Annotated in this window: 25 protein-coding genes; 13 read left to right on the forward strand and 12 right to left on the reverse strand. The window is 61.3% G+C overall.

Annotated features, from left to right (window positions below):
• Positions 1-297: 297 nt before the first annotated feature.
• Genes EPK99_RS00440 through EPK99_RS00450 form a run of 3 tightly spaced genes read left to right on the forward strand, consistent with a single transcriptional unit; the run spans position 298 to position 2382 of the window.
• Entirely contained in the window at positions 298-930 is a 633-nt protein-coding gene (locus EPK99_RS00440; protein WP_128440676.1) for a nutrient deprivation-induced protein, read from the forward strand.
• A complete protein-coding gene (locus EPK99_RS00445; RefSeq protein ID WP_128440677.1) occupies positions 923-1339 on the forward strand; it encodes a phage holin family protein in 417 nt (138 codons plus the stop codon). The genes EPK99_RS00440 and EPK99_RS00445 overlap by 8 nt, the downstream gene beginning before the upstream one ends.
• On the forward strand, positions 1339-2382 hold the full coding sequence (locus EPK99_RS00450) for a YtxH domain-containing protein (protein ID WP_128440678.1): 1044 nt from the start codon (positions 1339-1341) through the stop codon (positions 2380-2382). Before EPK99_RS00445 ends, EPK99_RS00450 begins: the two co-directional genes overlap by 1 nt.
• Positions 2383-2454: 72 nt before the next feature.
• On the opposite strand, the gene EPK99_RS00455 is transcribed toward EPK99_RS00450, so the two are convergent.
• From EPK99_RS00455 to EPK99_RS00485, 7 genes are all read right to left on the reverse strand, one after another.
• Positions 2455-3210: an amino acid ABC transporter ATP-binding protein gene (locus EPK99_RS00455; protein WP_128440679.1), complete on the reverse strand. Its 756-nt coding sequence runs from the start codon at positions 3208-3210 to the stop codon at positions 2455-2457.
• Positions 3207-3887, reverse strand: a complete 681-nt coding sequence (locus EPK99_RS00460) for an amino acid ABC transporter permease (RefSeq protein ID WP_128440680.1) — start codon at positions 3885-3887, stop codon at positions 3207-3209. Before EPK99_RS00460 ends, EPK99_RS00455 begins: the two co-directional genes overlap by 4 nt.
• 89 nt (positions 3888-3976) lie before the next feature.
• On the reverse strand, positions 3977-4750 hold the full coding sequence (locus EPK99_RS00465; protein ID WP_128440681.1) for an amino acid ABC transporter substrate-binding protein: 774 nt from the start codon (positions 4748-4750) through the stop codon (positions 3977-3979).
• Positions 4751-4973: 223 nt separating this feature from the next.
• On the reverse strand, positions 4974-6233 hold the full coding sequence (locus tag EPK99_RS00470; RefSeq protein ID WP_128440682.1) for an ABC transporter substrate-binding protein: 1260 nt from the start codon (positions 6231-6233) through the stop codon (positions 4974-4976).
• A 2-nt stretch (positions 6234-6235) separates the two neighbouring features.
• Positions 6236-7282, reverse strand: a complete 1047-nt coding sequence (locus tag EPK99_RS00475) for an aldo/keto reductase (RefSeq protein ID WP_128440683.1) — start codon at positions 7280-7282, stop codon at positions 6236-6238.
• Positions 7283-7289: 7 nt separating this feature from the next.
• Positions 7290-7637, reverse strand: a complete 348-nt coding sequence (locus EPK99_RS00480; protein ID WP_128440684.1) for a TIGR04076 family protein — start codon at positions 7635-7637, stop codon at positions 7290-7292.
• Positions 7630-8385, reverse strand: a complete 756-nt coding sequence (locus tag EPK99_RS00485) for a GntR family transcriptional regulator (protein WP_245455568.1) — start codon at positions 8383-8385, stop codon at positions 7630-7632. The genes EPK99_RS00480 and EPK99_RS00485 overlap by 8 nt, the downstream gene beginning before the upstream one ends.
• 97 nt (positions 8386-8482) lie before the next feature.
• On the opposite strand from EPK99_RS00485, the gene EPK99_RS00490 reads away from it, so the two are divergent.
• The 5 genes from EPK99_RS00490 to EPK99_RS00510 are packed head-to-tail and all read left to right on the forward strand — an operon-like array spanning position 8483 to position 13385.
• Positions 8483-9286, forward strand: coding sequence for an ABC transporter ATP-binding protein (locus EPK99_RS00490; protein ID WP_128440685.1), 804 nt, complete (start codon positions 8483-8485; stop codon positions 9284-9286).
• A complete protein-coding gene (locus tag EPK99_RS00495) occupies positions 9283-10041 on the forward strand; it encodes an ABC transporter ATP-binding protein (RefSeq protein ID WP_128440686.1) in 759 nt (252 codons plus the stop codon). The genes EPK99_RS00490 and EPK99_RS00495 overlap by 4 nt, the downstream gene beginning before the upstream one ends.
• Positions 10038-10949, forward strand: a complete 912-nt coding sequence (locus tag EPK99_RS00500; protein WP_128440687.1) for a branched-chain amino acid ABC transporter permease — start codon at positions 10038-10040, stop codon at positions 10947-10949. The genes EPK99_RS00495 and EPK99_RS00500 overlap by 4 nt, the downstream gene beginning before the upstream one ends.
• Positions 10946-11905, forward strand: coding sequence for a branched-chain amino acid ABC transporter permease (locus EPK99_RS00505; protein ID WP_128440688.1), 960 nt, complete (start codon positions 10946-10948; stop codon positions 11903-11905). Before EPK99_RS00500 ends, EPK99_RS00505 begins: the two co-directional genes overlap by 4 nt.
• 19 nt (positions 11906-11924) lie before the next feature.
• Positions 11925-13385: an aldo/keto reductase gene (locus EPK99_RS00510; protein ID WP_128440689.1), complete on the forward strand. Its 1461-nt coding sequence runs from the start codon at positions 11925-11927 to the stop codon at positions 13383-13385.
• 19 nt (positions 13386-13404) lie between these two features.
• Here EPK99_RS00510 and EPK99_RS00515 read toward each other — a convergent pair whose 3' ends face one another.
• A complete protein-coding gene (locus tag EPK99_RS00515; RefSeq protein WP_164901654.1) occupies positions 13405-14469 on the reverse strand; it encodes a lactonase family protein in 1065 nt (354 codons plus the stop codon).
• Positions 14470-14634: 165 nt separating this feature from the next.
• Here EPK99_RS00515 and EPK99_RS00520 point away from each other — a divergent pair, with 165 nt between their 5' ends.
• Entirely contained in the window at positions 14635-15087 is a 453-nt protein-coding gene (locus EPK99_RS00520; protein WP_128440691.1) for a hypothetical protein, read from the forward strand.
• An 80-nt stretch (positions 15088-15167) separates the two neighbouring features.
• Here the strand turns inward: EPK99_RS00520 and EPK99_RS00525 are convergent, their stop codons facing one another.
• On the reverse strand, positions 15168-15491 hold the full coding sequence (locus EPK99_RS00525; RefSeq protein ID WP_128440692.1) for a hypothetical protein: 324 nt from the start codon (positions 15489-15491) through the stop codon (positions 15168-15170).
• Here EPK99_RS00525 and malQ point away from each other — a divergent pair.
• Entirely contained in the window at positions 15478-17337 is a 1860-nt protein-coding gene (malQ, locus tag EPK99_RS00530; protein ID WP_128440693.1) for a 4-alpha-glucanotransferase, read from the forward strand. The genes EPK99_RS00525 and malQ overlap by 14 nt on opposite strands.
• 13 nt (positions 17338-17350) lie before the next feature.
• On the opposite strand, the gene EPK99_RS00535 is transcribed toward malQ, so the two are convergent.
• The 3 genes from EPK99_RS00535 to denD form a co-directional block, all read right to left on the reverse strand.
• On the reverse strand, positions 17351-18301 hold the full coding sequence (locus tag EPK99_RS00535) for a transglycosylase SLT domain-containing protein (protein ID WP_245455570.1): 951 nt from the start codon (positions 18299-18301) through the stop codon (positions 17351-17353).
• A gap of 102 nt (positions 18302-18403) precedes the next feature.
• The gene (locus tag EPK99_RS00540; protein WP_128442080.1) at positions 18404-19294 is read right to left on the reverse strand and encodes an NAD(P)-dependent oxidoreductase; all 891 of its coding nucleotides are present in this window, start codon (positions 19292-19294) and stop codon (positions 18404-18406) included.
• Positions 19295-19302: 8 nt separating this feature from the next.
• Positions 19303-20286, reverse strand: a complete 984-nt coding sequence (denD, locus tag EPK99_RS00545; RefSeq protein ID WP_128440694.1) for a D-erythronate dehydrogenase — start codon at positions 20284-20286, stop codon at positions 19303-19305.
• A gap of 162 nt (positions 20287-20448) precedes the next feature.
• Here denD and EPK99_RS00550 point away from each other — a divergent pair, with 162 nt between their 5' ends.
• From EPK99_RS00550 to EPK99_RS00560, 3 genes are all read left to right on the forward strand, one after another.
• Positions 20449-21891, forward strand: coding sequence for an FAD-binding oxidoreductase (locus tag EPK99_RS00550; protein ID WP_128440695.1), 1443 nt, complete (start codon positions 20449-20451; stop codon positions 21889-21891).
• A gap of 27 nt (positions 21892-21918) precedes the next feature.
• Complete coding sequence (locus EPK99_RS00555; RefSeq protein ID WP_128442082.1) at positions 21919-22638, forward strand: FadR/GntR family transcriptional regulator; 720 nt, start codon at positions 21919-21921, stop codon at positions 22636-22638.
• Between the two features lie 201 nt (positions 22639-22839).
• Positions 22840-23976 carry a fumarylacetoacetate hydrolase family protein gene (locus EPK99_RS00560; protein WP_164901711.1) on the forward strand — a complete coding sequence of 379 codons (1137 nt, stop codon included), beginning with the start codon at positions 22840-22842 and terminating at the stop codon, positions 23974-23976.
• Positions 23977-23990: the final 14 nt, after the last annotated feature.

The following is a 23990-nucleotide window of genomic DNA, read 5'->3' on the forward strand; positions in this document are numbered from 1 at the left end:
ACTATTAACTACTTCTAGGCGAACTACAGTCACGGCTGTTCGTCGATTCTAAGACCCGGACACTACCCTTTGCGTGGCGATGATAGATGGCGTCGGCGCAGGATGCTGCCACACTGAAATGCCAAACCAAGATTATCGAATCTGCAGTCTACTTTCCACCTGATGGCGCCCACCCGACCAAAGCCTAAATGCACCGAAACCGAGAGGGCTTCAGGAACAATCGACCGACCGCCTGGTTCGACGCATGATCGCTGTCGTCACGGCAGTGTGATTGTCCTCACAATCCGGGAGAGTTCCATGACGGAAAGAGATTCGGGCCAAGGCGGCGTGGGAACGACATCCTCCAGCTACGCCTCGTTCAAGGACCAGGCCGCCTCATATGGCGACGGCCAGGCAACACAGGCATCGCCTTCTTCGCAGTCACCAGCGGTCGATATCAAGCAGAAGGTTTCAGAAGACCTCCGCTCGGTTCAGCAAAAGGCTCAGGACGGAATTGCCGATGTCACCGACAAGGCGAAGGACACAGCCTCCAAGCAGAAGAACATGGTTGCCGAGAAAGTCAGCGGCATTGCGGCTGCGATGGAAAAGATCGGCAGCGAACTCGAGCAGGGCGACCAGGCCGATATCGGGCGCATGACAAAAAACCTCAGCACCAGCATTCGGAAGTTTTCCGAAGACATCAAGGATCGCGACCTTGGCCAGATCGCCGAGATGGCCGAAGACTTCGGCCGCAAGCAGCCTCTGGCCTTCCTCGGGATTGCGGCCGTAGCCGGCATTGCGGCAACGCGTTTCCTGACGGCCTCCGCCAGCCGCCACGGAAGCAGCAATGCACCCGTATCCCCTCAGGCAGGAGCCTTTGGTGCGGCAACGTCCTCCTCGGCTTACCCGTCTTCGGGTTCCGTGACCACGGAGGATAAGACCCATGGCTAACGGCACCGAAAATCAACCGCTCTCAACATTGGTAGCCGGGCTCGTCTCCGATATTTCCGGGCTGTTCCGCAAGGAAATCAACCTGGCCAAGACGGAAGCCTCCGAGAAATTGTCTCATGCACTGACCGGCATCGAGGCATTTGCGGCGGGTCTGGTGTTTGCCATCGCTGCAATCGGCGTGCTGCTGTCGGCGCTCGTGAGCGGGCTCACTGCCTTTCTCGTGGCGCAGGGAATGACCGAGCCTGGTGCCAATGCTCTTTCCTCGGTCATCGTCGGCGTCGTCGTAGCGCTTGTCGCTTGGCTCATGATTTCGCGTGGCCTTGCCGCCTTGCGGGGCGAAAACCTGTCACTTGACCGTACATCCGCCTCGCTTCGTCGCGACGCCGAGATCATCAAGGAGAGAACCTGATGTCTTACACAACCGATAACAAGAGCACAGCGAAGATCGAGCGGGAGATCGAGGAAGATCGTCGTCGCATCGAAGAACGCATTGACGCCATCCAGCAGCGAATGTCTCCGGGACAACTCGTCGATGAGGTCGTGAACTATGCGAAGTCGAGCGGCGGCGGGGAATATGTCTCCAATTTTAGCAGCGCTCTGAAGAACAACCCAATCCCGCTCGCTCTGATGGGCGTCAGCCTCGCATGGTTGATGGCCGGTCCGAAAACCGGCAGCGCCTACCTGCACAATAACGAGAACGACAGCAGTGAGCATCCGCTGGCGACAGTGGAAGGATCGATTCGGCGGACGGGACCGATCCAGTCGGACGGCGGCAGCCGTTACAGCCATTTTGCCGATACGGCTGGCCAGAAGTTCAAAGCGCTGACGGATGAAACCGGCCGCCGCGCGGGCCATTTTGTCGACGACAGCGGACGCAGTTTCCGTGGTTTTGCCGACTCGACCGGCCAGCAGGTCCACGACATCCGCGACGAGGCGGGTAAACTGTTCGACGACGCCTCGGGCTGGATCTCCAAGACCTGGCAGCAGGTAACGCAGCAGGTTTCCGGTTCGGCTGGTTACCTCGGTGACAAGGCAAGCAGTGCCGGGCGCAGCTCGCTCGATTTCGGCTCCCAACTCAATGACGGCATCCTGAAGCACTTCAAGGACCAGCCGCTGATCGGCGGGGCACTTGCCTTTGCCGTCGGCGCTGCCATTGGCGCCGCTTTGCCGCATACGACCCACGAAGACGAAGCTCTGGGTGCCACGGCAGACGAGATAAAGAAGAAGCTCTCAGACGAAGCCCACAAGACTATGGACAAGGCGGAGAACCTGGCGACGGATGTCTTGGACAAGGCCGTGGCTGTTGCCTCCGACGTGCATGATGTCGCCCGCGACCGGATCGCCGAGGAAGCAGAGAGCCTGCAGCGCCCGAATACGGATACCGCTCGAGCCGCCGGGGCCGCACCTGGGCCTGGTACAGGCGTACCGTCCAACAACGGCCGACCCAACTGACCTATGCCCTGAAAGAAAATGCCCGCGTTTCAAACGCGGGCATTTTTGCATCCAGATGTCGAACCATGCGTCTCAAAGAGTCTGCGCGGCATTGATGGATGAGATGAACTGTTTGGTCCGCTCCTGCTGTGGATTCTCGAACAAGCTTCCTGCCTTGCCAGATTCCACGATCAGGCCCGCTTCTAGGAAAACCAGGTTATTGGCGATCCGCGAAGCGAGCCGCAGATCGTGCGTGGCCATCACCATGGTCGTGCCTTCGGCGGCCAGTTTTCCCAGGACATCGACAACTTCGCCTGAAAGCTCCGGGTCGAGCGCCGAAGTCGGCTCGTCGCAGAGCAGGACACGGGGCGACGGCGCCAGAGCCCGCGCAATCGCAATGCGTTGCTGCTGCCCGCCCGACAGGGTCGCCGGCCAGACATCGGCCTTGTGCGACATCCCGACCTTGTTCAGGAGCTCCATTGCCCGCTCGCGCGCCTGCGCCTTCGGCCAGCGCAACACCGTCGTCAGGCCCTCCATCACGTTCTCGATCGCCGTGCGGTGCGGAAAGAGCTGAAAGTTCTGGAACACCATGCCCGTCTGGCGCCGGATCGTCTGGATCGCCGGCCAGCCAATCTTCCGGCCCGGCGAAAACTCCAGTTTCGATTCGCCGATCTGAAGTGAGCCCAGGGTCGGGATTTCGAGAAGGTTGATGCAGCGCAGGAGCGTGCTCTTGCCGCCGCCGGAAGGACCGATCAAGGCGGTGACGCTGCCCTCGGTGATGTCGAGGCTGATATTCTTGAGGATCACCGCATCCCCGAACCGCTTCTCGATGTTGGAGAGCTTGATCATCGGTTGGTCTCCATCATGCCGCCATAGCGGGCGAAGCGCCGCTCCAGCCTTACCTGAAGCGTCGACAGGACCGAGCTCAGCACCAGATAGATCAGCGCCGCCTCTATATAGAGGATCAGCGGCTCGTAGGTTGTTGCCACGACGCGTTGCGCCGCCTGGAAGAGTTCCGGCACGGTGATAGCGGCGGCAAGTGAGGTATCCTTAACGAGCGAGATGAAGGTGTTGGAGAGCGGCGGTACGGCCACGCGCGCCGCCTGCGGCAGGATGGTCCGCACCATGGCCTGGCGCCAGCTCATACCGATGGAATAGGCGGCCTCCCATTGTCCTTTCGGTACGGACGAAATGACGGCCCGGATGATCTCGGAGGTGTATGCGCCGACATTGAGCGTGAAGCCGATCAGGGCGGCAGGAAAGGCGTCCAGCAATATACCGAGGCTTGGAAGGCCGTAGAAGATCACGAAGAGCTGCACCAGCAGCGGCGTGCCGCGGATCACCCAGACATAGAATCGGGCGATCATCGCCAGCGGCACCGGCCCGAAAAGCCGTGTCACCGCCGTCAGCAGCCCTAGAGCCAAGCCGAGCGCAAAGGACAGGAGAGTGAGCGGAATGGTGAACTTGATGCCGCCCCACAACAGCGTGGGCAACGAATCCACCATCAATTGAAGCCAATGCGGCACGACGGACCTCTATAAAAACATCGTCCGGCGAGGCCGCCGGACGATTCTCAGTCAACGTTTACGGAATCCTCCGACTGGAAGGCTTGACCTTACTTAGACACGTCCTGCCCAAAATACTTAGCGGAAATTTTCTGGTAGGTGCCCTCGGCCTTGATCTCGGTCAAGGCCTTGTTGATCGCTTCCAGCAGTTCCGGCTCGCCCTTGCGGATGATGATGCCGGAATATTCCGCATCATCCTTCTGGGCAGCGATCTTCAGCGGCGCATCCGGCTTCTGCTTCTTGAAGTCGAGGAAGGACAGGCTATCGTTGATCGTTGCATCGGCGCGGCGGGTCAGCACCAGCTGCACCGACTGGTCGAAACCATCCGTACCGACAAGCTCCGCACCGGACTGTTCGGCGAGCTTGCCGTAATTGCTGGTCAACGACTGGGCGGCCTTCTTGCCCTTGAGATCCGCAAAGCCCTTGATTCCGTCATCATCCTTCCGCACGATCAACACGGCCTTTGACGCAATATAGGGCTCCGAGAAGTCGTATTTCTGCTTGCGCGCATCGGTGATGCCAACCTGGTTGATAACCGTGTCATAGCGCTTGGCATCGAGACCGGCGATCAGCCCGTCCCACTTGCCTTCCACGAACTCGGCCTTCACGCCAAGCTTCTGCGCCACAGCTTCACCAATCTCGACGTCGAAGCCGACCAGCTTGCCACTGGCATCATGGAAGGTGAAGGGCGCGTAGGTTCCTTCCGTGCCGATCTTGAAGATCCCGGCCGATTTGACCCCTGCGAGATTCTCTCCCGCCATCGACGGCGCGATGGTCACGACCTGAAGGAGTGCCGCCACTGCAACGCTTTTCAACCAGCTCATTTGTAAGTCCTTTCAGAGCATCTGTGCTGCTCTCTGCAATGCCAGAAACTAGGGCGGCAGGATTGAAAGAAAAATGCAAATTTTTTGAGCAAATGCAAAAAACTTACCTCCGCGGGGTGAAGAGGCAATGCGGAGGCTAGATTTTACGGCGAACGCCAGGCTTTGTTGGTTCCAATATTACCGGCGAGGCGTGGGCTATTGCGCCCACGCCTCGCAGTCTTTGTTATTGGCCAGCTCTGATCTTGTTGACCTCTTCGGTGCTCATCTCGCCGACGGTTGCCACCTTGCCGTCAGTGATCTTCCAAAGGCGGAAGGGGCCGGTGATATCACCATACTGGTCGAAGCTGACCGGGCCGATGACGCCCTCGTATTTGATCGGCTTGCCCTCCTTGATCAGCTGCAGAGCCTTGGCGAACTCTTGCTTGCCGGCATGGATGGGTGTGCCACCTTCCGACACGACCTGCGGCATGGCATCCTTTATCGCCGTAGCATCGGACTTGCCGGCCTTGGCGATGGCGAGCGCAACGATCGCGCCTGCGTCATAGGAACGGTCTGCGGCGGGTGCAGACGGCGAGATGCCGCCGGAAAAAGCTCCGTAGTTGGCGTTGAAGTATTCCGTCGAGGCCGTGGGCGTCGTGCCGGAAGAGGTGCCGTAGGCTTTTTCCAGATATTGGGCGCCGACGCTCTCGATGAAATCGTTCGAGTTCATGCCGTCGTTCAGGAGGAAGGCTTGCTTGCCGCCGCCGGATACCCAGGCGCGAGCGATGGTGGCGCCGTCGACCGGCGTGCTGATCAGGTAGAGCGCATCCGGATCTCCGTCCATGGCGGCGCTCGCCTCGGAAGAGTAGCTGGACTGCTTTTCGTTATAGGGAACGGTGGCAGTGATCGTGCCGCCCAGCTTCTTGTAGGCGGCGGAGAATTCTCGGACTAGGTTGACGCCGAAGTCGTTGTTGACGTGGATGATCGCAATCTTCTTCAGTCCCTGGTCCAGGGCATATTTGGCGGCCGCCGTACCCTGCAGCGCGTCCGAGGTAATGGTGCGGAAGAAGACGCCCTTGGTCTTGCCGTCACGGCCAAGCTGGGTGAGCGTCGGAGAAGACGAGGCAGGCGAAACCTGGACGACGCCGGCTGGCGCCGTGACCGACGTCAGGATCGGGATCGACACCGACGAAATGATGCCGCCGATGATGACCGGCACCTTCTTGATGTTGACCAGCTGGGTTGCCTGATCCACCGCCACATTGCCCTGGCTCTGGCTGTCGCGCGTATCGGCAACGATCTTGCAGCCGCCGACGCCGCCGGCATCGTTGAAATCGCGGAAGGCCATCTGAACGGATTTCGCGCCCGCCTGGCCGTATTCGCCGGCAGGTCCCGTCAGCTCCATGACAAGGCCGACTGTGATGTCGCAGTCGGCGGCGAAGCTCGGCGCGGTGGAGGCGGCAAGTGCCCCGACCAGAGCCGACAATAGAATTGCATGTCTCATGTTCATTCCCCTTTGTTGAGATTGTATTTCATTATGCTGCCGTGGCGACCCTCGCGGTCCCGCTCCAGCGTGTAGACGTCCCCGTCGAGCGGCTTTGCCTGCGACAGGGTCGTCTCCAGCTCGGCCCGGTCGGTGTCCGTGAAGACGAGATCGGAGATCGCCAGATTGGCTGCAAGGTGGTCGCGGTTGCGGGCTCCGATGATCACTGCCGCGACACCCGGACGGGTCAGCATGGCGGCGCTGGCCACCGTCGCGATATCCACCTGATGGCGATCGGCGATCGTCCTCAACGTCGAGAGCAATGCCTGAAGGAAGTCCCAGCCGCCGATATCGTCGATGATCAGCTTGTATTTGGTCAGCGACCGGTTTTCGAGAGGATGCTCGGGTTCCGGCTGCCCAAGCCAGCGGTCGCCAAGGAAGCCGCCGGCCACTGTCCCGTAGCAGAAAAGGGCAAAGCTCTTCTCTGCCGCAAGCTGTACCATCCGCTTTTCCGGCCGCCGGTCCAGCAGCGAGTATTGCAGCTGAAGCGAAGTCAACGGCACGCCCGTGCCGACAATGGCCTCGACATGGTCCGTATCGAAATTGGTGCCGCTGATCTTGCCGATCTTGCCTTCCTGGTGAAGTTCCTTCAGCCAGCCGGCGGTTTCTAACCAGCCAGGTACATCATAGGCCCACCAATGGAACTGCACGAGATCAAGGCATTCCAGGTTCAGCCGCTTGCGGGAGGTGTCGATGACGCTCTCGACATAGGCCTTGCTGATCTTGGGCAGGACGGCCAGATCGGGCACGAATTTGGTATGAACACGGATGCGCGACAGGGCTTCTATGCCTCTCAGGTCGCGGTAGCGCAGCCGGAACCGCCCGATCAGTTCCTCAACGCCGGTGTAGATGTCAGCGCAGTCGAACGTGGTGATCCCCGCATCGGCGAAGGCGATCATGTCTTCGATGGCGCGTTCCGCATCGATATCGCCATGTCCACCAGCCAGCTGCCAGCCACCACGGATGACGCGGGAAATCTCGTAGTTCGGAGCGATGGTGATGCGCTGCATGAGAGGCCTATTCATCTTTCAAAGGAACCGCCGTGGTGGCGGCATGGCTGAACCGGCGCAGGCCCGTGCGAGTGATCCTGAGACGGGTCGAGCAATTGGGATCGGGGCAGGCGATCTCGGCATCCGTCGTCATCCAGTCGTTAGGATGCGTCGGACGCTGCTTTGCTGCCAGTAGCGGCAGGACCGATGCCAGCGAATAGATGGAAATGCCCTGCCCCGGCGGCAGATGCAGCATTTCGCCCCGCATCTCGAAGTGGTCGCCGGGCTTGGCGCCGCAATAAACCACCCCACCCTCGGGGATCATCACATCCACCCGAAGATCGAAAAGGTCGAACCCATCGTCCTTCTCAGCCATGGGCGACCTCCCGCGTTTCCTCTTCTTCCAGAACGAAGCGTCCTCGGATCAGGTCGAAGGACCGCCCGATATCGTTCGACAGCGACTGCATTGAAGCGACAAGGTCGCGCCGCTCCAGCGCATCGATCAGCGCCCAATGATGGTCGGTGGCTGCAAGACCACCGTGTTCGTCATGGATATGGGCCGCCTTGCGGATGATGGCGCCCGATTGCAGCCAGAGGCTCTCTACGATCGGAATGAGTACAGGCGAACGGGCAGCGCGGTAGATATGAAAGTGGAAGCGCTGGTTGAGTTCCGACGTGACCTGGCCGATATCCTTGCCATGGCGCTCGAAGGCCGCATCGCAATCGATATTGATCTGCTTCAGGGTCGCGAAATCGTCGTCCTGAAGATACGGCAGCGCAAGCGCCACCATCTGGCCTTCGATGAGGATGCGGGCGCGTGCCAGGTCGTCCAGCCTCTCGCGCGTAATCAGCGGCACTCGCACCGATCGGTTCGGCAGCGCTTCCAGCGCCTGCTCTGAGACCAATCGCCCCAAGGCCTCACGCACCGGCATGGTGCTGGTCTGAAGCCGATCGGCCAGATCGACGATCCGCAATACATCGCCGGCGTCGAACATTCCGTTGATCAGCGATCGGCGCAGCTGGAGATAGACACGCTCGTGAAGCGTTTGGCGGATGACAGGCGACAAAGCTTCGCCGTCATGGCCGGGACCGGTCGTCTCCCGCTTCCGCTGCGCTTGGTTCACCACTGGCCTCCCCTGACATCCGGCATTTTCCGGTTGCATTTCCTCGGGCAGTGAAGTTTGATCAAACATCAATCATCAAATCAAGACCTCTTGTGCAATGCCGCGTCCCGACCAACCTTCGCTTGAAGCCTCGCCCGCCGACCCCGTCATCGATGCGCGCGATCTCGTGAAGCGTTTTCAGGGCGTCAGTGCCGTAGATGGCATGTCGCTACGGCTTGGGGCGGGTGAAATGGTCGGGCTGATCGGACCGAACGGCGCGGGCAAGACGACCCTGTTCAACTTGGTCGCCGGCAGCCTCAGACCAACCTCCGGCGAGATCTGGATCAGCGGGTGCGAGGTGTCCCAGGAAAGCCCCGAACGACGCATCGGCCATGGCGTAGGCCGCACATTCCAGATCCCGCGCCCGTTTCCGGAAATGACTGTGCTGGAAAACGTCCTGACCGGCGCCCAGGGACAGCATGGCGAGGGCCTGCTGGCAAACTTCATCCGCCCCGGCCGCGTCCGTCGCGAGCAGGCGGCTGCAATCGGCAAGGCAAGGGCCCTGCTGGATTTCGTCACGCTTTCGGCGCTTGAGCACCAGCCGGCCAGGATCCTTTCGGGCGGCCAGCGAAAACTTCTGGAACTCGCCCGCATCCTCATGGCGGAGCCCAAAGCCATCCTGCTGGACGAGCCGGCGGCTGGCGTCAACCCAGCCCTGCTGGAAACCATCATGGAGCGGGTGGTCGAGCTCAACAGGCAGGGCCGCTCGATCCTGCTGATCGAGCACAACATGGACATGGTCTCCCGGCTCTGCACCCGCGTCGTGGCGATGGCGCTGGGCAAACCGCTTGCAGAAGGCAGTCCTGCACAGGTCGCAGGCAATCCCGCCGTTATCGAAGCCTATCTCGGAGGCGCGGCATGACGGCAGCCGTTCGTCCAACGCCGGCCCTTGCGACCCAAGCGCTTGTCGCAGGCTACGAGCCGGATCTGCCGATCGTGCGCGGGGTCGATCTGTCCGTCGCAGCCGGCGAACTGCTGGTCCTGTTGGGGCCGAACGGCGCCGGAAAATCCACGCTGGTGAAAGCGATTGCGGGCGTCGTACCCATTCACGGCGGAACGGTCTCGATTGGCGGGCGCGACATCACCCGGCTTCCGGCACATCGCAAGATCAGCGAAGGCCTCGCCTTCGTGCCGCAGACGGAAAACATCTTCGGGACCCTTTCCATTCACGAAAACCTGCAGATCGCCGCAGCCGTCTTGCCGAGGGAGAAGCGGGCGGCGCGGATCGCGGCCATGTATGACCGCTTTCCGGACCTCGCCGTCAAGCCGGCGCGACTGGCGGGAAGCCTTTCGGGCGGGCAGCGGCAGATGCTGGCGATTGCGCGCGCCCTGATGGTCGATCCTCAGGTCCTGATCCTGGATGAGCCTTCCGCCGGCCTCTCGCCAAGAATCGTTGCGGAGGTCTTTGCCATGCTGACGGATATCAATGCTTCTGGCGTGACGGTGGTCCTTGTGGAGCAGAATGTGAAGGCGGCACTCGCCATTGCAAGCCGCGCCGTCATTCTCGTTGAAGGCAAGATCCGTCATGAAGGCTCAGGTGAGAGCTTGCAGAACGATCCCATCTTGGCGCGGCTCTATCTCGGCACCGGCCAGACCATGAAGGCGGACCGCTCATGAACCCGCAATTCATCATGGACGGCCTGATAGCAGGCGCGCTGATCGGGCTCGGCGCGATCGGCGTTACCCTCACCTATTCCATCCTGAGGTTCGCGAACTTCGCCCACGGAGAATTCCTCTCCTGGGGCGCCTATCTGGCGCTCGCCATAAGCGGCAGTATCGGCTTTCTGTCAGCCAACCTCACCAAACCCATCGCGCCTTTCTCCTTTGGCTGGTCGCTGCCGATTGCCGCCCTTCTTGCGGTCCTGCTCACCGGTGTTCTGGCGCTCGCGCTCGATGCCGTGCTCTTTGGGCGTCTGCGGTCGCGCGGCGGCGCCGTCATCATTCTCGTCATGGCCAGCTTTGGTGCCTCGCTTGCGCTGCGCAGCCTGCTCGAATTCCTGTTCACCTCCAAGCCCGCCTATTACACCAAGGCCCTGCAGATCGCCGTGCGGCTGGGCGGCGGGCTGCGCGCCACGCCGGACCAACTCCTGGTGCTCGGGGTGACGCTGGTGGTGGTCATCGCCATCCACCTTCTCCTGACCCGCAGCGAAATCGGGCGGTCCATGCGCGCCGTCAGCGAGAACCCGGCGCTGGCTGGCATTGCCGGGATCGACGTTCGCCGCATCATCCGCTTCGTGTGGTTCATCGGCGCAGCACTTGCCTGCATTGCCGGCATCATGACCGGACTTCTCGTGCAGATCCGTCCCTATCTCGGGCACGACCTCCTGTTGCCGCTGTTTGCGGCAGCGATCCTCGGCGGGATTGGCAGCGTGCCGGGCGCCATGATCGCAGGGCTGATCGTCGGCCTTTCGGAAGCCGCGGCCGTGCAACTGGTGGGAGCCGAATGGCGAGCCGCGGTTTCCTTCGTGATCCTGGTTCTGGTTCTCCTGCTGCGGCCGCGCGGCCTGTTCGGGAGGCCGGCATGAGCCTCGACCTGGTCGCCTATGGCGCCTTCTTCCTGACCATGGCGCTTACCTACGCCGTGATGTGCCTCGGCCTCAATATCCAATGGGGCCAGACTGGCCTCTTCAATGTCGGCATCGCCGCCTTCGTCGCGATCGGCGCCTATGTCTCTGCCATCCTCACCACGCCTGACACGCCCGACCGGCTGGGCGGGTTCGATCTGCCGATCGCGGTGGGATGGCTGGGCGGTGCCTGCGCAGCAGGCGTGGCTGCATGGTTCGTCGGGGCGCTGACCATCCGGTTGCGCTCGGATTACCTTGCGATTGCAACATTCGGGGTTGCGGTCACGGTACAGCTCTGCGTCCTCAATCTCCAGCCGCTCACCGGCGGCCCCTTTGGGATCGGCTTTATCCCCCGGCCGTTCAACAGTCTGGCCGGCGACCCCTTGGCCTTCGGGCTTGCCAATCTGGCACTGATGGCAGCGCTTGTGCTGGTGCTATATCTGGCGCTCCAGCATCTGGCGAAAAGCCCCTGGGGGCGTGTGCTGCGCGCCATCCGCGAGGACGAGGTGGCCGCGCAAGCTCTTGGTAAGCGGCCGATCCGCTTCCGGCTTCAGGCCTTCACCATCGGCGGTGCTATCATGGGCCTGGCGGGTGCAGCGCAGGGCCATTTCATCGGTTTCATCGCGCCCGATAACTACCTGCCGATCCTGACCTTTCAGGTCTGGGCCATGCTGATCGTCGGCGGCTCCGGCAATAATCGTGGTGCGATCCTCGGCGCCATTATCGTCTGGGGCATATGGGCGCTGTCGGCCGCCGCCGTCTCGGCCTTCGTGCCCCCGGAACAGCAAGCGCGGGCCGCTGCGTTGCAGATCGTTATGATCGGCGTCGGCCTATGCCTCATCCTCCTCCTGCGACCGAGAGGTCTGGTCGGAGAGCGACGGTCTATGCTGTCGCTCGGCAGGGGCCGCAAATCTTGAGATGACAGGAAGCAAGATCATGAACCAGCATCCCGAACGCATCGCTCTGCGGCCTGATCTGTCGATCAGCCGCATCGTCTGCGGCCTCTGGCAGGTTGCCGACATGGAGAAGGACGGGTCCACGCTAGATCCGGAAAAGGGCGCGGATGCTCTGCAGGCCTATGCCGCCAAAGGATTCGACACATTCGACATGGCCGATCATTACGGCTCCGCCGAACTGATTACGGGGCGCCTGCTGGCCCGCTACGAAAACCGCCCGCGACCGGTCGCCTTCACCAAATGGTGCCCGGAGCCCGGACCGATGACCCGCGACGTGTTGAGACGCGGCGTCGAGCAGCGGCTGGAACGGCTGGGCGTCGACAAGGTCGATCTGCTGCAGTTCCATTGGTGGAGCTTCGAGCACCCGGCCTGGCTGGATGCGTTGCACGAGATGCAGGCGCTTACCGAGGAAGGACTGATCGGCGCGCTGGGCCTCACCAATTTCGACGCAGGCCATCTGGCGCTGGCGCTCGCGGATGGTATCGACATCGCAACCAACCAGGTTTCCTTCTCACTGGTTGACCGCCGCGCTGCCGGAGCGCTCTCCGAGCTTTGCGGTAAGAGCAATGTGAAACTTCTCGCATACGGTACGCTCTGCGGCGGTTTCCTGTCGGAGAAGTGGCTTGGTCGACCGGAGCCAACCGAAATCGCCGACTGGAGCCGCTCCAAATACAAGCGCTTCATCGATACCGCCGGCGGCTGGGAAGCCTTCCAGGGCATTTTGCGCGCCGCCCACCAGATATCCGAAAAGCATGGCGTATCGGTCTCCAACGTCGCCAGCCGTTGGGTGCTGGAGCATGAGGCGGTGGCCGCCACCATCGTCGGCGCAAGGCTTGGCGAAAGCGAACACCGGGACGACAATCTCAAGGTCTTCACGTTTGCTTTCGACGAGGAGGATCATGCGCTTCTCAATCGGGCCTTCGCAGCGACCAAGCCGATCCCGGGCGACTGCGGCGACGAATACCGCAAGCCACCCTTCCTGACCGCATCCGGGGATCTCAGCCACCATCTGGACAGCATTCCCTCGATCTACAGGCCCGAGCCGATACCCGGTCGCCCGGATCGCTTGCGCGTGTCGTCCGGCAGCATATGGGAACCAATCGCTGGCTACAGCCGCGCCATCAGGGTGGGCGACCGCATCCTGGTCTCCGGCACCACCGCCACCCATGGAGCCGACCGCGCTGTTGCGCCGGGCGATGCCGGGGCGCAGGCGACCTATATCCTCGACAAGATCGCGGCCTCCATATCAGCGCTCGGCGGCAGCATGGAAGACGTGGTGCGCACCCGTGTCTATCTTCGCGATGCGAGCCAGTGGGAGCCGGTATCGCGTGCCCATGGGCGCGCTTTTGCAAATGTCCTGCCGGCGAATACGCTGACCCAGGCCGGAAACCTGATCGGCGATTACGAAGTGGAGATCGAGGCAGAGGCTGTCTGCGGCTGAGGCGAGCCTGAAGCCTCCATCATTCTTCGGCAAAGAGGACGCAGACGGGGCTGCCGATCTCGAACGGTTCGCCGACTGGCGTCAGAGCACCCGACGTCGGATCGATAGAGAAGACGGTCAGCGCATGGCTGTCCTGATTTGCGGCGACCAGCCAGCGGCCGGACGGATCAATGGCAAAATCGCGCGGGGCCCGGCCACGTGTCGCGAAGTGCCCGATCGGCCGCAGAGAGCCGTCGTCCTCGACCAGTTCAAAGCCTGCTATACTGTCATGCCCGCGGTTGGAGGCATAGAGGAACCGACCCTGCGGATGGACGCGAATGGCAGCAGCGGCGGACTGTCCGGTATAGCCTGCCGGCAGCGTCGATACCTCTCCCAAAGAGCGCAGGCCGGACGCGCCGTACTCGTAGCTCGTTATCGTGTTGGCCAGTTCATGCACAACATGGACGTAGCGGCCGTTCGGCGAAAAAACGAGATGACGCGGAAGCGAACCGCTGCCGACCTTCGTCACCATGTCCGGCAGCGGATCAATCAACGATTCATCGACGCGGTAACGCGCAACCTCGTCAGCTCCTAGATCGCAGACCAGGACATGGCGGCCGTTGGGCGTGAGGACCGCCTGATGGACATGCGACGCTTCCTGACGATCCGCCACCGGACCGCTTCCGGATCTGCGGATATCCACGATCCTTCCTTTCGGAAGGCCCTCGTCGTCGAGTTCGTAGACGACGAGGTTGCCGCTCATGTAGTTCGAGACGAATAGTCTCTTCCCCTTTTCATCGATCGCGATGTGGCAGGGACTGTCGCCATGTGCCGGGAGCCTGTCGGCTAAAGAAATAGACCGGCTTGGGATGTCCAGGTTTAACGTCGCCACACCTGCGCCATCGGGTTCGGACAGTTTCTCGACCGCATACAGCTTTGATCGGTCGTGGGAGAGCGCCAGATAGGTCGGATTTCTTAAATCCCCGAAGATAAAGAGCGGAGATATTTCACCGGTTAACCGGTCAAACGAAAGCAGGCTGACGCCACTGCCCTTTGCCTGCACATGCGGCAGTGAATCCGTGTAGCTGCCAATCACCAGGATCATCCCGACCTCCCGTTTTGCCGCGCCGGCATGGCGGGAACTTCCCATAGCCCGTCTTGTTCACTCCGGAAAGATAAGGATGATAACAATGGCAGGCTCCGGCTTGCTTCCGCGGAACCTGTGTCGCTTCTTCCGGTTAGAAGGGAAACTACAAGGAGGATCACATCCATGTCGAACGCAACACAGACCGGCAATCAGGGCGACCGCAATGACGGCACCAGCCCCAACACGTTCGGCCGTTCGGTCGAGAGCAAGGCGCAGATTGCCGACGCCGAAACCCTGGCTACGGGAACCGAGGCCGGCGAGACGCTGAACATCTACCGCCTCGTGCCTATCGCGCCGCCCAATGATGCCCGCTGGCGCGGTGCGCCTCCCAGCGGCGATGTCATCGTTGCTGCTCGCACATCCGGCGATGCGCGGATTGTCGCCGCCGGTGCAGAACTCGACTACATGGAAATCGACGCCATGCCCGCCGAAGACGTGACGACCCGCAATGCCAGCCTCTTTCGTGACGAAAAAGCATACACCGTGATCGCGATCGAGTTCGGGCGCGTGGATCTGCGCAGAGGCGTTATCGAAGGTGACCTGCCTGTTCCCAACATCAAGCCTGTTCAGGTCTAGCGGAAGTTTCAAATCTTCGGGATGAACGCGCTCATGCCGAGTAAGTGCTGGCCTACGGGAACTTAGCGTCCAGGCTGTGGTTACTTAAGCATCATCAACCCCAGGGCCAAGGCCCGCGCTGACACGAGCATCATGTCCAAAAACGCGATCATAGCTATTCTTGGCCTTGCCATCATCGTTCTCGTTGCCGGATTTCTGATGCGCGGCCCCAGCCAGCCGGCAGTATCCGGATCGGCACTGGTGCCCGCGCCGTCCAATTCACCACCTGCAGTAACCGGTCCATCGCCACCCGCAACGGCTCCCAGCAATTGAAGTGCATCGACAATTGGGGGTGCGCGCGAACGCCACCCAAGCGCTGCAGCTTGCATTCCCCTAAATGAGAAGAGCATCATGTCCAGTCCCAAGCGTACCTCCTCCGATTCCGCCTTTGAGCATCTGGCGGAAAGCCTTGGGGTAGCCGCTCAGTATGAGAATATGGAAGGCGAAGTGCGGGATGTTCCTCTCGAAACCCGCAAAGCCATGCTCGCCGCGATGGGCATATCCAGCAAGAATGACCTGCCCGGCGGCATGACTTCATCGCCTCCTCGCTTGGCGGTGCCTGATGGCGTCCGTTGCTATCTTCCTGGCTTTCTCGAACAGGCTCCGGTGTGGGGCATCGCCGCACAGGTGTACGAGCTGAACTCTGACCGAAATTGGGGTATCGGCGACCTGGAAGACATCAGGACCCTCTGCGATATTGCCGCCGAGGCCGGTGCCGATTTCATCGGCCTCAGTCCGCTCCATGCTTTATTTCTGTCGGACCCGCAGCGCTGCAGCCCCTATTCCCCGTCCAACCGATCCTTCTTGAACCCCATCTTCCTCGCTTTGAACAAGATCCCTGGCTTCGATCATAGCCTTGCTGATTCAGGACGCCTGAAGGAACTTCGCGCGCTGCCTTTCGTGGATTATGAGGCGGTCACCGAGTTGAAGATCAGGGCACTTCGCACTCTCTTTGAGGACTGGAGCGGGCGCCTGCAAGAGCCGCTGCCTTACAGCCATCGTGAGTTTGCCGAGTTCAAACAGTCGGGCGGAAGCGAGCTTTACGGGCATTGCCTGTTCGAAGCGCTGTCCTTCGAAATGGTCTCGAAGGGCCATGGCGGCGGTTGGCACAGCTGGCCGGAGGACTTTCGTCACGCGAGCAGCGCTGCCGTTGCGGCCTTTAAGGACAGCCACAGCAAGGAGGTTGAGTTCTTTCTCTGGCTGCAGTGGTTGATGAATGTTCAGCTTACCGATGTCGCGGAGCATGCGGCCAAGGCCGGGCTGCGACTCGGGCTCTATTTCGACTTTGCGGTCGGAGAGGCACCCGATGGTTCCTCCAGTTGGTCGACGCCGGATCTTGTTCTCGCGGATCTGCGGATCGGCGCGCCGCCGGACATCTTCAGCGTTGCCGGACAGGATTGGGGGCTGGTTCCGCTTTCGCCCGAAGCTTTGCGAGAACAGCAGATGCGGCCCTACAGGGACCTCCTCAAGCGCACCATGCGCTATGCAGGTGCCTTGCGGCTGGATCATGCAATGGGCATTTGGCAGCTCTTCGTAATGCCGGAAGGCGTGCTTCCGAAAGATGGCGGCTATCTTCGCTACCAGTTTGAAGAGATGGTCCGCGTCGTCGCTGACCTATCCAGAGAAACCCGCACCGTGATGATCGGTGAGGATCTCGGCAATGTTCCGGATGGTTTTCGTCCGGCAATGGATAAGGCCGATATCCTCGGCTATCGCGTTCTCTACTTCGAAGCAGACGCAGACGGCTTCGATCCGTCTGAACTATCGCAGAAAGCGCTTGCCTGCCTATCGACCCACGATCTGCCGCCGCTCATCGGCTGGTGGGCAAACAGCGACATCAATTTCGGGCAGAGACAGGGGCTATATGCTGCTGATGAGGCGACCTCCCTGCGTGAAGACCGGGAGCTGCGCAAATCGAGCCTGCTGAAGGCGGCCGGAGCACCAGCATCGAAAACCGAAGCTGCTGAAGAAGCGATATCCGAAGAGGTCGTGGTCGCGCTTCACCGCCTGCTTGCCCGTTCCGCCAGTATGCTGGCAGCTGTGCGGCTTGCCGATCTCAGCGGCGAAGAGCGCTCCTCCAATATCCCCGGAACGTCCACCGAATATCCAAACTGGCGCGCGAGGCTCCAGTTACCGCTCGAGGAGCTCGCGCAGTTTCCGTTGATGAACAAGATCGCCGCTGCGATGCGGGCCGAGCGTCCGAAGACATAGCGGCGGAAACCGTCTAGTTCCGGAAGACCGTGCAGGCGCTGCCGGCAGCCTGGATCTGTCGGCAGAGATCGGTAGCCTCCGCACGGTTAGCCCGGCCGATCCTTGCCGCATATCGCGGCCTGTACCCGAAATTGCCGCCTTTCTGACGTACGAGAATTGCACGTTCCGCGTTGAGAGGCGGCGGCAGGCGAGTGAGCACGGAGAGGAAAAGCCGGCTCGCCACCGCTGGCCTGCGGTGGGCGGCCAGCTGAACACCCCAGGGCGCCCAATCTGCCGAGCCAAGCAGAACAGGCTCGTCCAGCCGTCTGGTCATGGCGAGCTGAACACAACCCTCCTTGAAAGGTTTGGAAGCATCGAGCGGCGGCGCGGCCTGTTCCGGCGCCCGCTCCTTCCACGTTTCGACCGGATAGCCGGTGATCGCAAAAACATAGTCTCGCGTCTCCAGCGGCAGGCCTCTGCCGGCGAGATAGCCGGACAGTCCAGCCTCTCCTGCGTTATAGGCAGCGGCCGCCAGACCCCAATTGCCGAAACGGTCGCGCATTTCCTTGAGATAACGTGACGAAGCGAAGAGGGCCGCGATGACGTCGAAGCTGTTGCCGAGCCCACGTTGTCTCGCTGTTGCCGGCATGAACTGTGCAATGCCTTCCGCGCCCTTGGGGCTGACGGCGTCCGGACGGAACAGGCTTTCGCGCCAGATCAGCCTGGCAAGATAATCGGGCGGAACCTCGCTTGCCAAAGCAGCCTGTTCCAGCGCGTGGCAGAGATCCTGATGAAAGCTCTTGGCGCGGATGCAGACGGCGGGCCGGCCTTCCTCTGCCGGAGCTTGATACAGGCACGCCTCGTCCTGCTGCTCGGCAGCCAACACAGACCCCATGGCAAATGTTCCGGCGAGGATCATCACGCTCCCGCAGAGCAGGCGGGAGAGGAAACTCGACATGAGGCGGTTGTTACGGCTGGCTGACATCTATCCTGGCATACTCGTTCCTGGCCCGGTTGGGACCTGCAGCAATGCCCACAGCGTCAACCGGTTCCAGTGGCAGCACGACCTTAACAGCTCTCAGTTTTTTTAACCGCTTTTCGGATTGAGCTTCTCCAGATGCAGCAACAGCCCGCTATGGTCTTTACCGCCCCCGCCTTCGGCCACGAAGGTTTTGAACGCTTCACGCACCTGTGTCGTCAGCGGCAGATCGAGCGACAGCGCCTCTGCCAGAGCAGCCACGGCATTCAGGTCCTTCAACTGGTTGTTCGAAGTTCCGCCGGGTTCGAAGTCGCGTCGGATCATGCGAGCGCCATGCAGATCCAGTATGCGGCTTTCGGCAAAGCCGCCTCGGATCGCGTTGCGGAAGGCTTCGCGCGATGCACCTCCGGCTTCGACCAGGATCATGGCTTCCGCAACCGCGCCGATGGTGATGGCGACGATTTGCTGATTGGCGAGCTTGCAGACTTGCCCCGCTCCGTTCGGACCGACATGGGTCACCCGGCCCAGCGCCGCGAATACATCCGCCAGTTCCTGCACAAGGGCGGCTTCCCCGCCAGCCATGATTGCAAGCGTCCCTGCTTCCGCGCCCACCACGCCGCCGGACACCGGCGCATCGAGATAGCGAATGCCTCGCTCTTCAAGCCTTGCTGCGTGGACCTTGGCAATATCGGGGGCAATGGAACTGCAATCCACCACAACGGCTCCCGGTTTCAGCGCATCGACGCAGCCGCTATCGAACAGCACCTGCCCGACAGCCTCTCCATTGGTCAGCATGGTGAAGACGATCTCCGCATCTTGCGCAGCTTCAGCGGGAGCCACGGCAACTGCGGCACCGTCCGGCTGCAAACCTGCCGACTTTGTCGCATCGCGGTTCCAGACCCTGACCGGAAACCCGGCCCTCAACAGGCGGCGGGCCATAGGCGCACCCATGAGCCCCGTTCCGAGAAAGGCGATGCGGCGCTTGCCGCCTTTGTCCATCGCTCCTGTCACAGCGTGCCTCCCAGTTCGTCCTCGATATGAACGCGGATGATCTCGTCAAAATTCTTTTCGGCAGTAAAGCCGAGTTCGGTCGCCCGCTTGGCTTCAAACCCCGGCGCCCATCCGGCGACCATCTTCATGATCATCTCGTCAGGCTCGCGGCGGATCAGCCGGACTGCCTTCTCGCCCGCCACGCGCCGAAGCGCTTCGATCTCCTCGCCCACCGTGGCGCTGACCCCCGGCATGGACAGGCTGCGGCGGGACCCCACCCTGTCCAGATCGATCGTCGCCGCATGCACGAGGAATCCGACCGCCGAGCGCGGCGACGCATGCCAGTGTCGGACATCTTCCGAAACGGGAAGAACCGCTTCCTGGCCGATTAGCGGCTCGCGCAGGATGTTGGAGAAGAAGCCGGACGCGGCCTTGTTCGGCCTGCCTGGGCGGATGCACACCGTCGGCAGGCGGATGCCGATCCCGTCGAAAAAGCCGCGTCGGCTGTAATCGGCCAGCAGCAGTTCGGAGATCGCTTTCTGGGTGCCATAGCTGGTGAGCGGTGTCAGGTGGAAATCGTCGGGTATCGACAGCGGCAGTGGCGCTCCGACGACGGCGATGGACGAGGTGAAGACAACGCGCGGCTTGTAGCCGTCCTGCCCGTTTGCCAACCGGATCGCGTCGAAGAGATAGCGCGTGCCGTCGAGATTGATGCGATAGCCCTTCTCGAAATCGAGCTCGGCTTCACCCGAAACGATCGCCGCGAGGTGGAAGATGACATCCGGCCGGGCGGCAATCAACTTTTCCGCCTCTCCCGGCAGCGAGACGTCCGTTTCTACTGCATCAACGATACCGGCAAAACCATCCGGATGCTCCGGCTTGACCACATCGACCAGGGTCATCTTGTCGATGGACTGCTCTCCCAGACTGCCATTTGCGACCAGCCGCGCCGTTAATTTGCGACCGACCATTCCGGCCGCCCCGATAATCAGGATGTGCATGTCTTCTCCTCCCGTGCTTTGTTGTGCGCCGGATGCACGCGCGATTTTCCGGCTTGTAGGGTTGTCTGATAACCTTATATGATTGCGTTGAAAACAAGGAATTTGCCGACGACCGGATACACGGAGTCCAGTCGGAACGGCAGCCGCATCGAGGAAATACCTATGACAAATCAGGGCAGCGCCACCGCTGAGCATCGCCTTACCTTGCAGGCGAAGCTTGGAGAGAGCATGGTTCTTACCGAAAGTGCAGACATGCTGCGCTATTGCCGCGACTGGCATGGCGACGTGACCAGTGGCGCCGTTGCGGTGATCCGGCCCCGTTCGACGCAGGAAGTCGCCGACGCGGTCAACCTGTGCCGGACGCTCGGTCTTTCGATCGTTCCGCAGGGCGGCAATACCGGTCTCGTACTTGGTGGTATTCCGGACAAGCCGGATGGGCAAGTCATCCTCAGCCTGGAGCGGATGAACCAGATCCGCCGCATCGATGCAGAGGATTTCTCGGCCGTGGTAGAGGCCGGCTGCATCCTGTCGGAAATCAAGGATGCGATCATGGACAAGGGCATGTTCTTCCCGCTTGCCCTCGGCGCACAGGGAAGCTGTCGAATCGGCGGCAATGTTTCCACGAATGCAGGCGGCATAAACGTTCTACGATACGGGATGACGCGCGAGCTCGTGCTTGGCCTTGAAGTCGTTCTGCCGGATGGCACGATCTATGACGGGCTGACGACCCTGCGCAAGGATAATCGCGGCATCGACCTCAAGCAGCTTTTCATCGGCGCCGAAGGCACGCTCGGGATCATCACCGCGGTCTCGCTCAAGCTGACGCCCTATCCCGACCACGTCACGACGGCCCTGCTGGGGCTGGCATCGCTGGAAGATGCCATCGCCCTCTATCGCCGGGCGCGTCGCGACTGCTGCGATCTGATGTCAGCCTTCGAGTTCATGCCGCCGCTTGCCTTCACCCTGGCGAAGGAAGCCATGCCGGACCTGCCCATCCCCATCTCCGCGGACTATCCGGCCTATGTGCTGATGGAAATTTCCGGCAGTGGCCTGGTCGATATAGACGATCTCATGCAGCGCTTCCTGGAAGGTGTCATGACGGACGAGCTCGTCCTCGATGGCACGATCGCGGCTTCGCAGGCTCAGGCCCGGAACCTGTGGCTGATCCGGGAAGGCATGAACGAGGGGCAAGCAAAACGAGGTTCGCATATGCGCAGCGATGTCTCCGTGCCGCTGTCCAGCCTCGCTGAGTTCGTTGCGGAAGCGGAAATGGCCATTGCTGCAGCGCTTCCCGAGTGCATCAGCATCTCCTACGGGCATGTAGGCGACGGCAACGTCCATCTTAACGTCCTGCCCCCGAACGACATAACCGGACAGGCGCGCCTGGATGCTATCTATACCGCAAAGACCGTCCTCAACGAGGTCGTTGACCGGTTTCTCGGCAGCATCAGTGCCGAGCACGGTATCGGCCGCCTCAAGCGGTCAGATTTCGAAAGCAGGCTGCCGGAGACTCATCGTAATCTTCTGGTCGCAATCAAGCGGGCGATCGATCCTGATCTACTGCTGAACCCTGGATGCCAGTTGAGTTTTCCCCCGATCTCGTAGAAGAGCTAGTTGACGAAGAAGACGAGCGTGGCCGTGGCGGATTTCAATCAGATCAGACGAAGCGAGCATCTGCCGGCGCGCATAGCGGCGCAGATCGGCAAGGAGATCAGCGAGGGACGCATCGCCCCCGGTGAGAAGCTGCCGACCGAACATCTCCTGTCCAAGACCTTCGGCGTCAGCCGCTCCGTCGTCCGTGAAGCCATAGCACAGATGCGCAACGAAGGCCTCGTGGAGACGCGCCAGGGCGTCGGCGCTTTCGCGACGGATACCCAGCACCGCCATTCGATCCGCATCGAACAGGACAATTTGGCCGATCGCGGCAGTTTCCGCAGCCTCTTTCAGCTGAGGCTGCCGCTCGAAATCGAGGCAGCAGGACTGGCTGCCGTTCATCACACGGCCGACGATCTGGCGAAGCTCGACGAAACGCTTGGTAGGATGTCCGGGGCCGACAAGTGGACGGATGAGGGCATCGTTGCCGATCTCGCCTTTCACCGACAGGTCGCCGCAGCAACGCAGAACGAATATTTCCTGATGTTCCTCGGCTTCGTTGCCGAACGAATCCATCTCGCCATCAACGCGGCGCGGGAAACGGCAGTCCTAGAAGAAATTGTAGAAATCACCATAGCCGAGCACGTCGCCATTCGTGATGCGATCGCCACAGGCGATCCGGTGAAGGCGCGGGACGCCATGCGCCGCCATCTTATCGGGGCAGCCGATCGTGTCGATCTCAAGGTCGACGTTTTCTAGCGTCAGGCGTGTAAACAGCCGGCTTGGATCGATCCACCCCCTGTGGACACAGCCTGAGGTGGCGCTAGACATCCTCCAAAACTCCATCTACAACAAATGTGGGAGCGGTTGTCAGACATCCTGACAATCAGCATATCGGAGCATGGCTCCGCATACGAGGAGGAGCGCGCGGTGACGGCCGAGCATGCACTTATACCGGAAATGATTCTGCCCGAAGAAGCGACGGGTGCCTTGCTTATCGGCCGTGTCTGGTCGAAGACCGCGGGCGGCCCCTGCCCTGTGCTTCTGGACAGCACCTCCGGACAGATCCTCGACCTTTCCAGCCTGGCCCCCACCCTCTCCCAGATTCTCGAAATCAAGGACCTGGTCCAGGCTCTCCAGGACCGTTCGAGCTTTGCACCACTCGGCATGCTTCAAGCTTTTCTCGACGGCAGCGCCGGAGAACTGCTTGCCCCGGCAGACCTGCAGGCGATCAAGGCCGCCGGCGTCACGTTTGCCGATAGCATGCTGGAGCGCGTGATCGAGGAACAGGCCAAGGGCGATCCGCTTCGGGCGCAGGAAATCCGCAAGCAACTTGCACCGGTGTTGGGCGACAGCCTTAGAGGCTTGGTAGCAGGTTCGGATAAGGCGGCCGAGGTGAAATCCCTTCTGCAGGACATGGGCCTCTGGTCGCAGTATCTCGAAGTCGGGATTGGCCCGGACGCGGAAATCTTCACCAAAGCCCAGCCCATGTCGGCCGTCGGCTGCGGCGCGCTGGTGGGCATCCACCCGAAGTCGCAGTGGAACAATCCGGAACCGGAAGTGGTGCTGGCCGTGACGTCGGCCGGCCATATCGTCGGCGCCACCCTCGGCAACGACGTTAACCTGCGCGATTTCGAAGGCCGGTCCGCACTGCTGCTCAGCAAGGCGAAGGACAATAACGCCTCCTGCGCGCTTGGTCCCTTCATTCGCCTCTTCGACGGCAAGTTCACTCTTGAAGACGTCAAGTCTGCCGAGATTTCGCTATCGGTAACGGGAAGCGACGGCTTCGAGATGACCGGCGTCAGCCCGATGAAAGCCATCAGCCGCTCGCCGGAAGAGCTGGTGGGCCAGCTCGTCAACGAGAATCATCAATATCCCGACGGTGTCGTCTTCTTCCTGGGCACCATGTTTGCGCCGGTGAAGGATCGCCGCGGCGCGGGCCTCGGCTTCACGCACGAGATCGGCGACGTGGTGGAAATCTCATCGCCGAAGCTCGGCCGGCTGATCAACCGGGTTGAACACAGCGCCAACTGCCCTGCCTGGAGCTTCGGCCTGTCGGCGCTGATGAAGAACCTTGCCCAGCGCAAGCTCATTTAAGGTCGGGAGGGGAA

This window comes from Neorhizobium lilium (assembly GCF_004053875.1).
In the GTDB taxonomy this organism is placed as follows: domain Bacteria; phylum Pseudomonadota; class Alphaproteobacteria; order Rhizobiales; family Rhizobiaceae; genus Neorhizobium; species Neorhizobium lilii.

Bases quoted from the DNA above. Each gene is read 5' to 3' on its own strand.
- EPK99_RS00560 (WP_164901711.1), top strand. From the start codon at position 22,840: ATGATTCTGCCCGAAGAAGCGACGGGTGCCTTGCTTATCGGCCGTGTC.
- denD (WP_128440694.1), bottom strand. From the start codon at position 20,286: ATGCACATCCTGATTATCGGGGCGGCCGGAATGGTCGGTCGCAAATTA.
- EPK99_RS00465 (WP_128440681.1), bottom strand. From the start codon at position 4,750: ATGAGCTGGTTGAAAAGCGTTGCAGTGGCGGCACTCCTTCAGGTCGTG.
- EPK99_RS00490 (WP_128440685.1), top strand. From the start codon at position 8,483: ATGCCGCGTCCCGACCAACCTTCGCTTGAAGCCTCGCCCGCCGACCCC.
- EPK99_RS00475 (WP_128440683.1), bottom strand. From the start codon at position 7,282: ATGCAGCGCATCACCATCGCTCCGAACTACGAGATTTCCCGCGTCATC.
- EPK99_RS00440 (WP_128440676.1), top strand. From the start codon at position 298: ATGACGGAAAGAGATTCGGGCCAAGGCGGCGTGGGAACGACATCCTCC.
- EPK99_RS00505 (WP_128440688.1), top strand. From the start codon at position 10,946: ATGAGCCTCGACCTGGTCGCCTATGGCGCCTTCTTCCTGACCATGGCG.
- EPK99_RS00520 (WP_128440691.1), top strand. From the start codon at position 14,635: ATGTCGAACGCAACACAGACCGGCAATCAGGGCGACCGCAATGACGGC.
- EPK99_RS00480 (WP_128440684.1), bottom strand. From the start codon at position 7,637: ATGGCTGAGAAGGACGATGGGTTCGACCTTTTCGATCTTCGGGTGGAT.
- malQ (WP_128440693.1), top strand. From the start codon at position 15,478: ATGTCCAGTCCCAAGCGTACCTCCTCCGATTCCGCCTTTGAGCATCTG.
- EPK99_RS00515 (WP_164901654.1), bottom strand. From the start codon at position 14,469: ATGATCCTGGTGATTGGCAGCTACACGGATTCACTGCCGCATGTGCAG.
- EPK99_RS00540 (WP_128442080.1), bottom strand. From the start codon at position 19,294: ATGGACAAAGGCGGCAAGCGCCGCATCGCCTTTCTCGGAACGGGGCTC.
- EPK99_RS00535 (WP_245455570.1), bottom strand. From the start codon at position 18,301: ATGTCAGCCAGCCGTAACAACCGCCTCATGTCGAGTTTCCTCTCCCGC.
- EPK99_RS00470 (WP_128440682.1), bottom strand. From the start codon at position 6,233: ATGAGACATGCAATTCTATTGTCGGCTCTGGTCGGGGCACTTGCCGCC.
- EPK99_RS00445 (WP_128440677.1), top strand. From the start codon at position 923: ATGGCTAACGGCACCGAAAATCAACCGCTCTCAACATTGGTAGCCGGG.
- EPK99_RS00550 (WP_128440695.1), top strand. From the start codon at position 20,449: ATGACAAATCAGGGCAGCGCCACCGCTGAGCATCGCCTTACCTTGCAG.
- EPK99_RS00495 (WP_128440686.1), top strand. From the start codon at position 9,283: ATGACGGCAGCCGTTCGTCCAACGCCGGCCCTTGCGACCCAAGCGCTT.
- EPK99_RS00455 (WP_128440679.1), bottom strand. From the start codon at position 3,210: ATGATCAAGCTCTCCAACATCGAGAAGCGGTTCGGGGATGCGGTGATC.
- EPK99_RS00510 (WP_128440689.1), top strand. From the start codon at position 11,925: ATGAACCAGCATCCCGAACGCATCGCTCTGCGGCCTGATCTGTCGATC.
- EPK99_RS00450 (WP_128440678.1), top strand. From the start codon at position 1,339: ATGTCTTACACAACCGATAACAAGAGCACAGCGAAGATCGAGCGGGAG.
- EPK99_RS00500 (WP_128440687.1), top strand. From the start codon at position 10,038: ATGAACCCGCAATTCATCATGGACGGCCTGATAGCAGGCGCGCTGATC.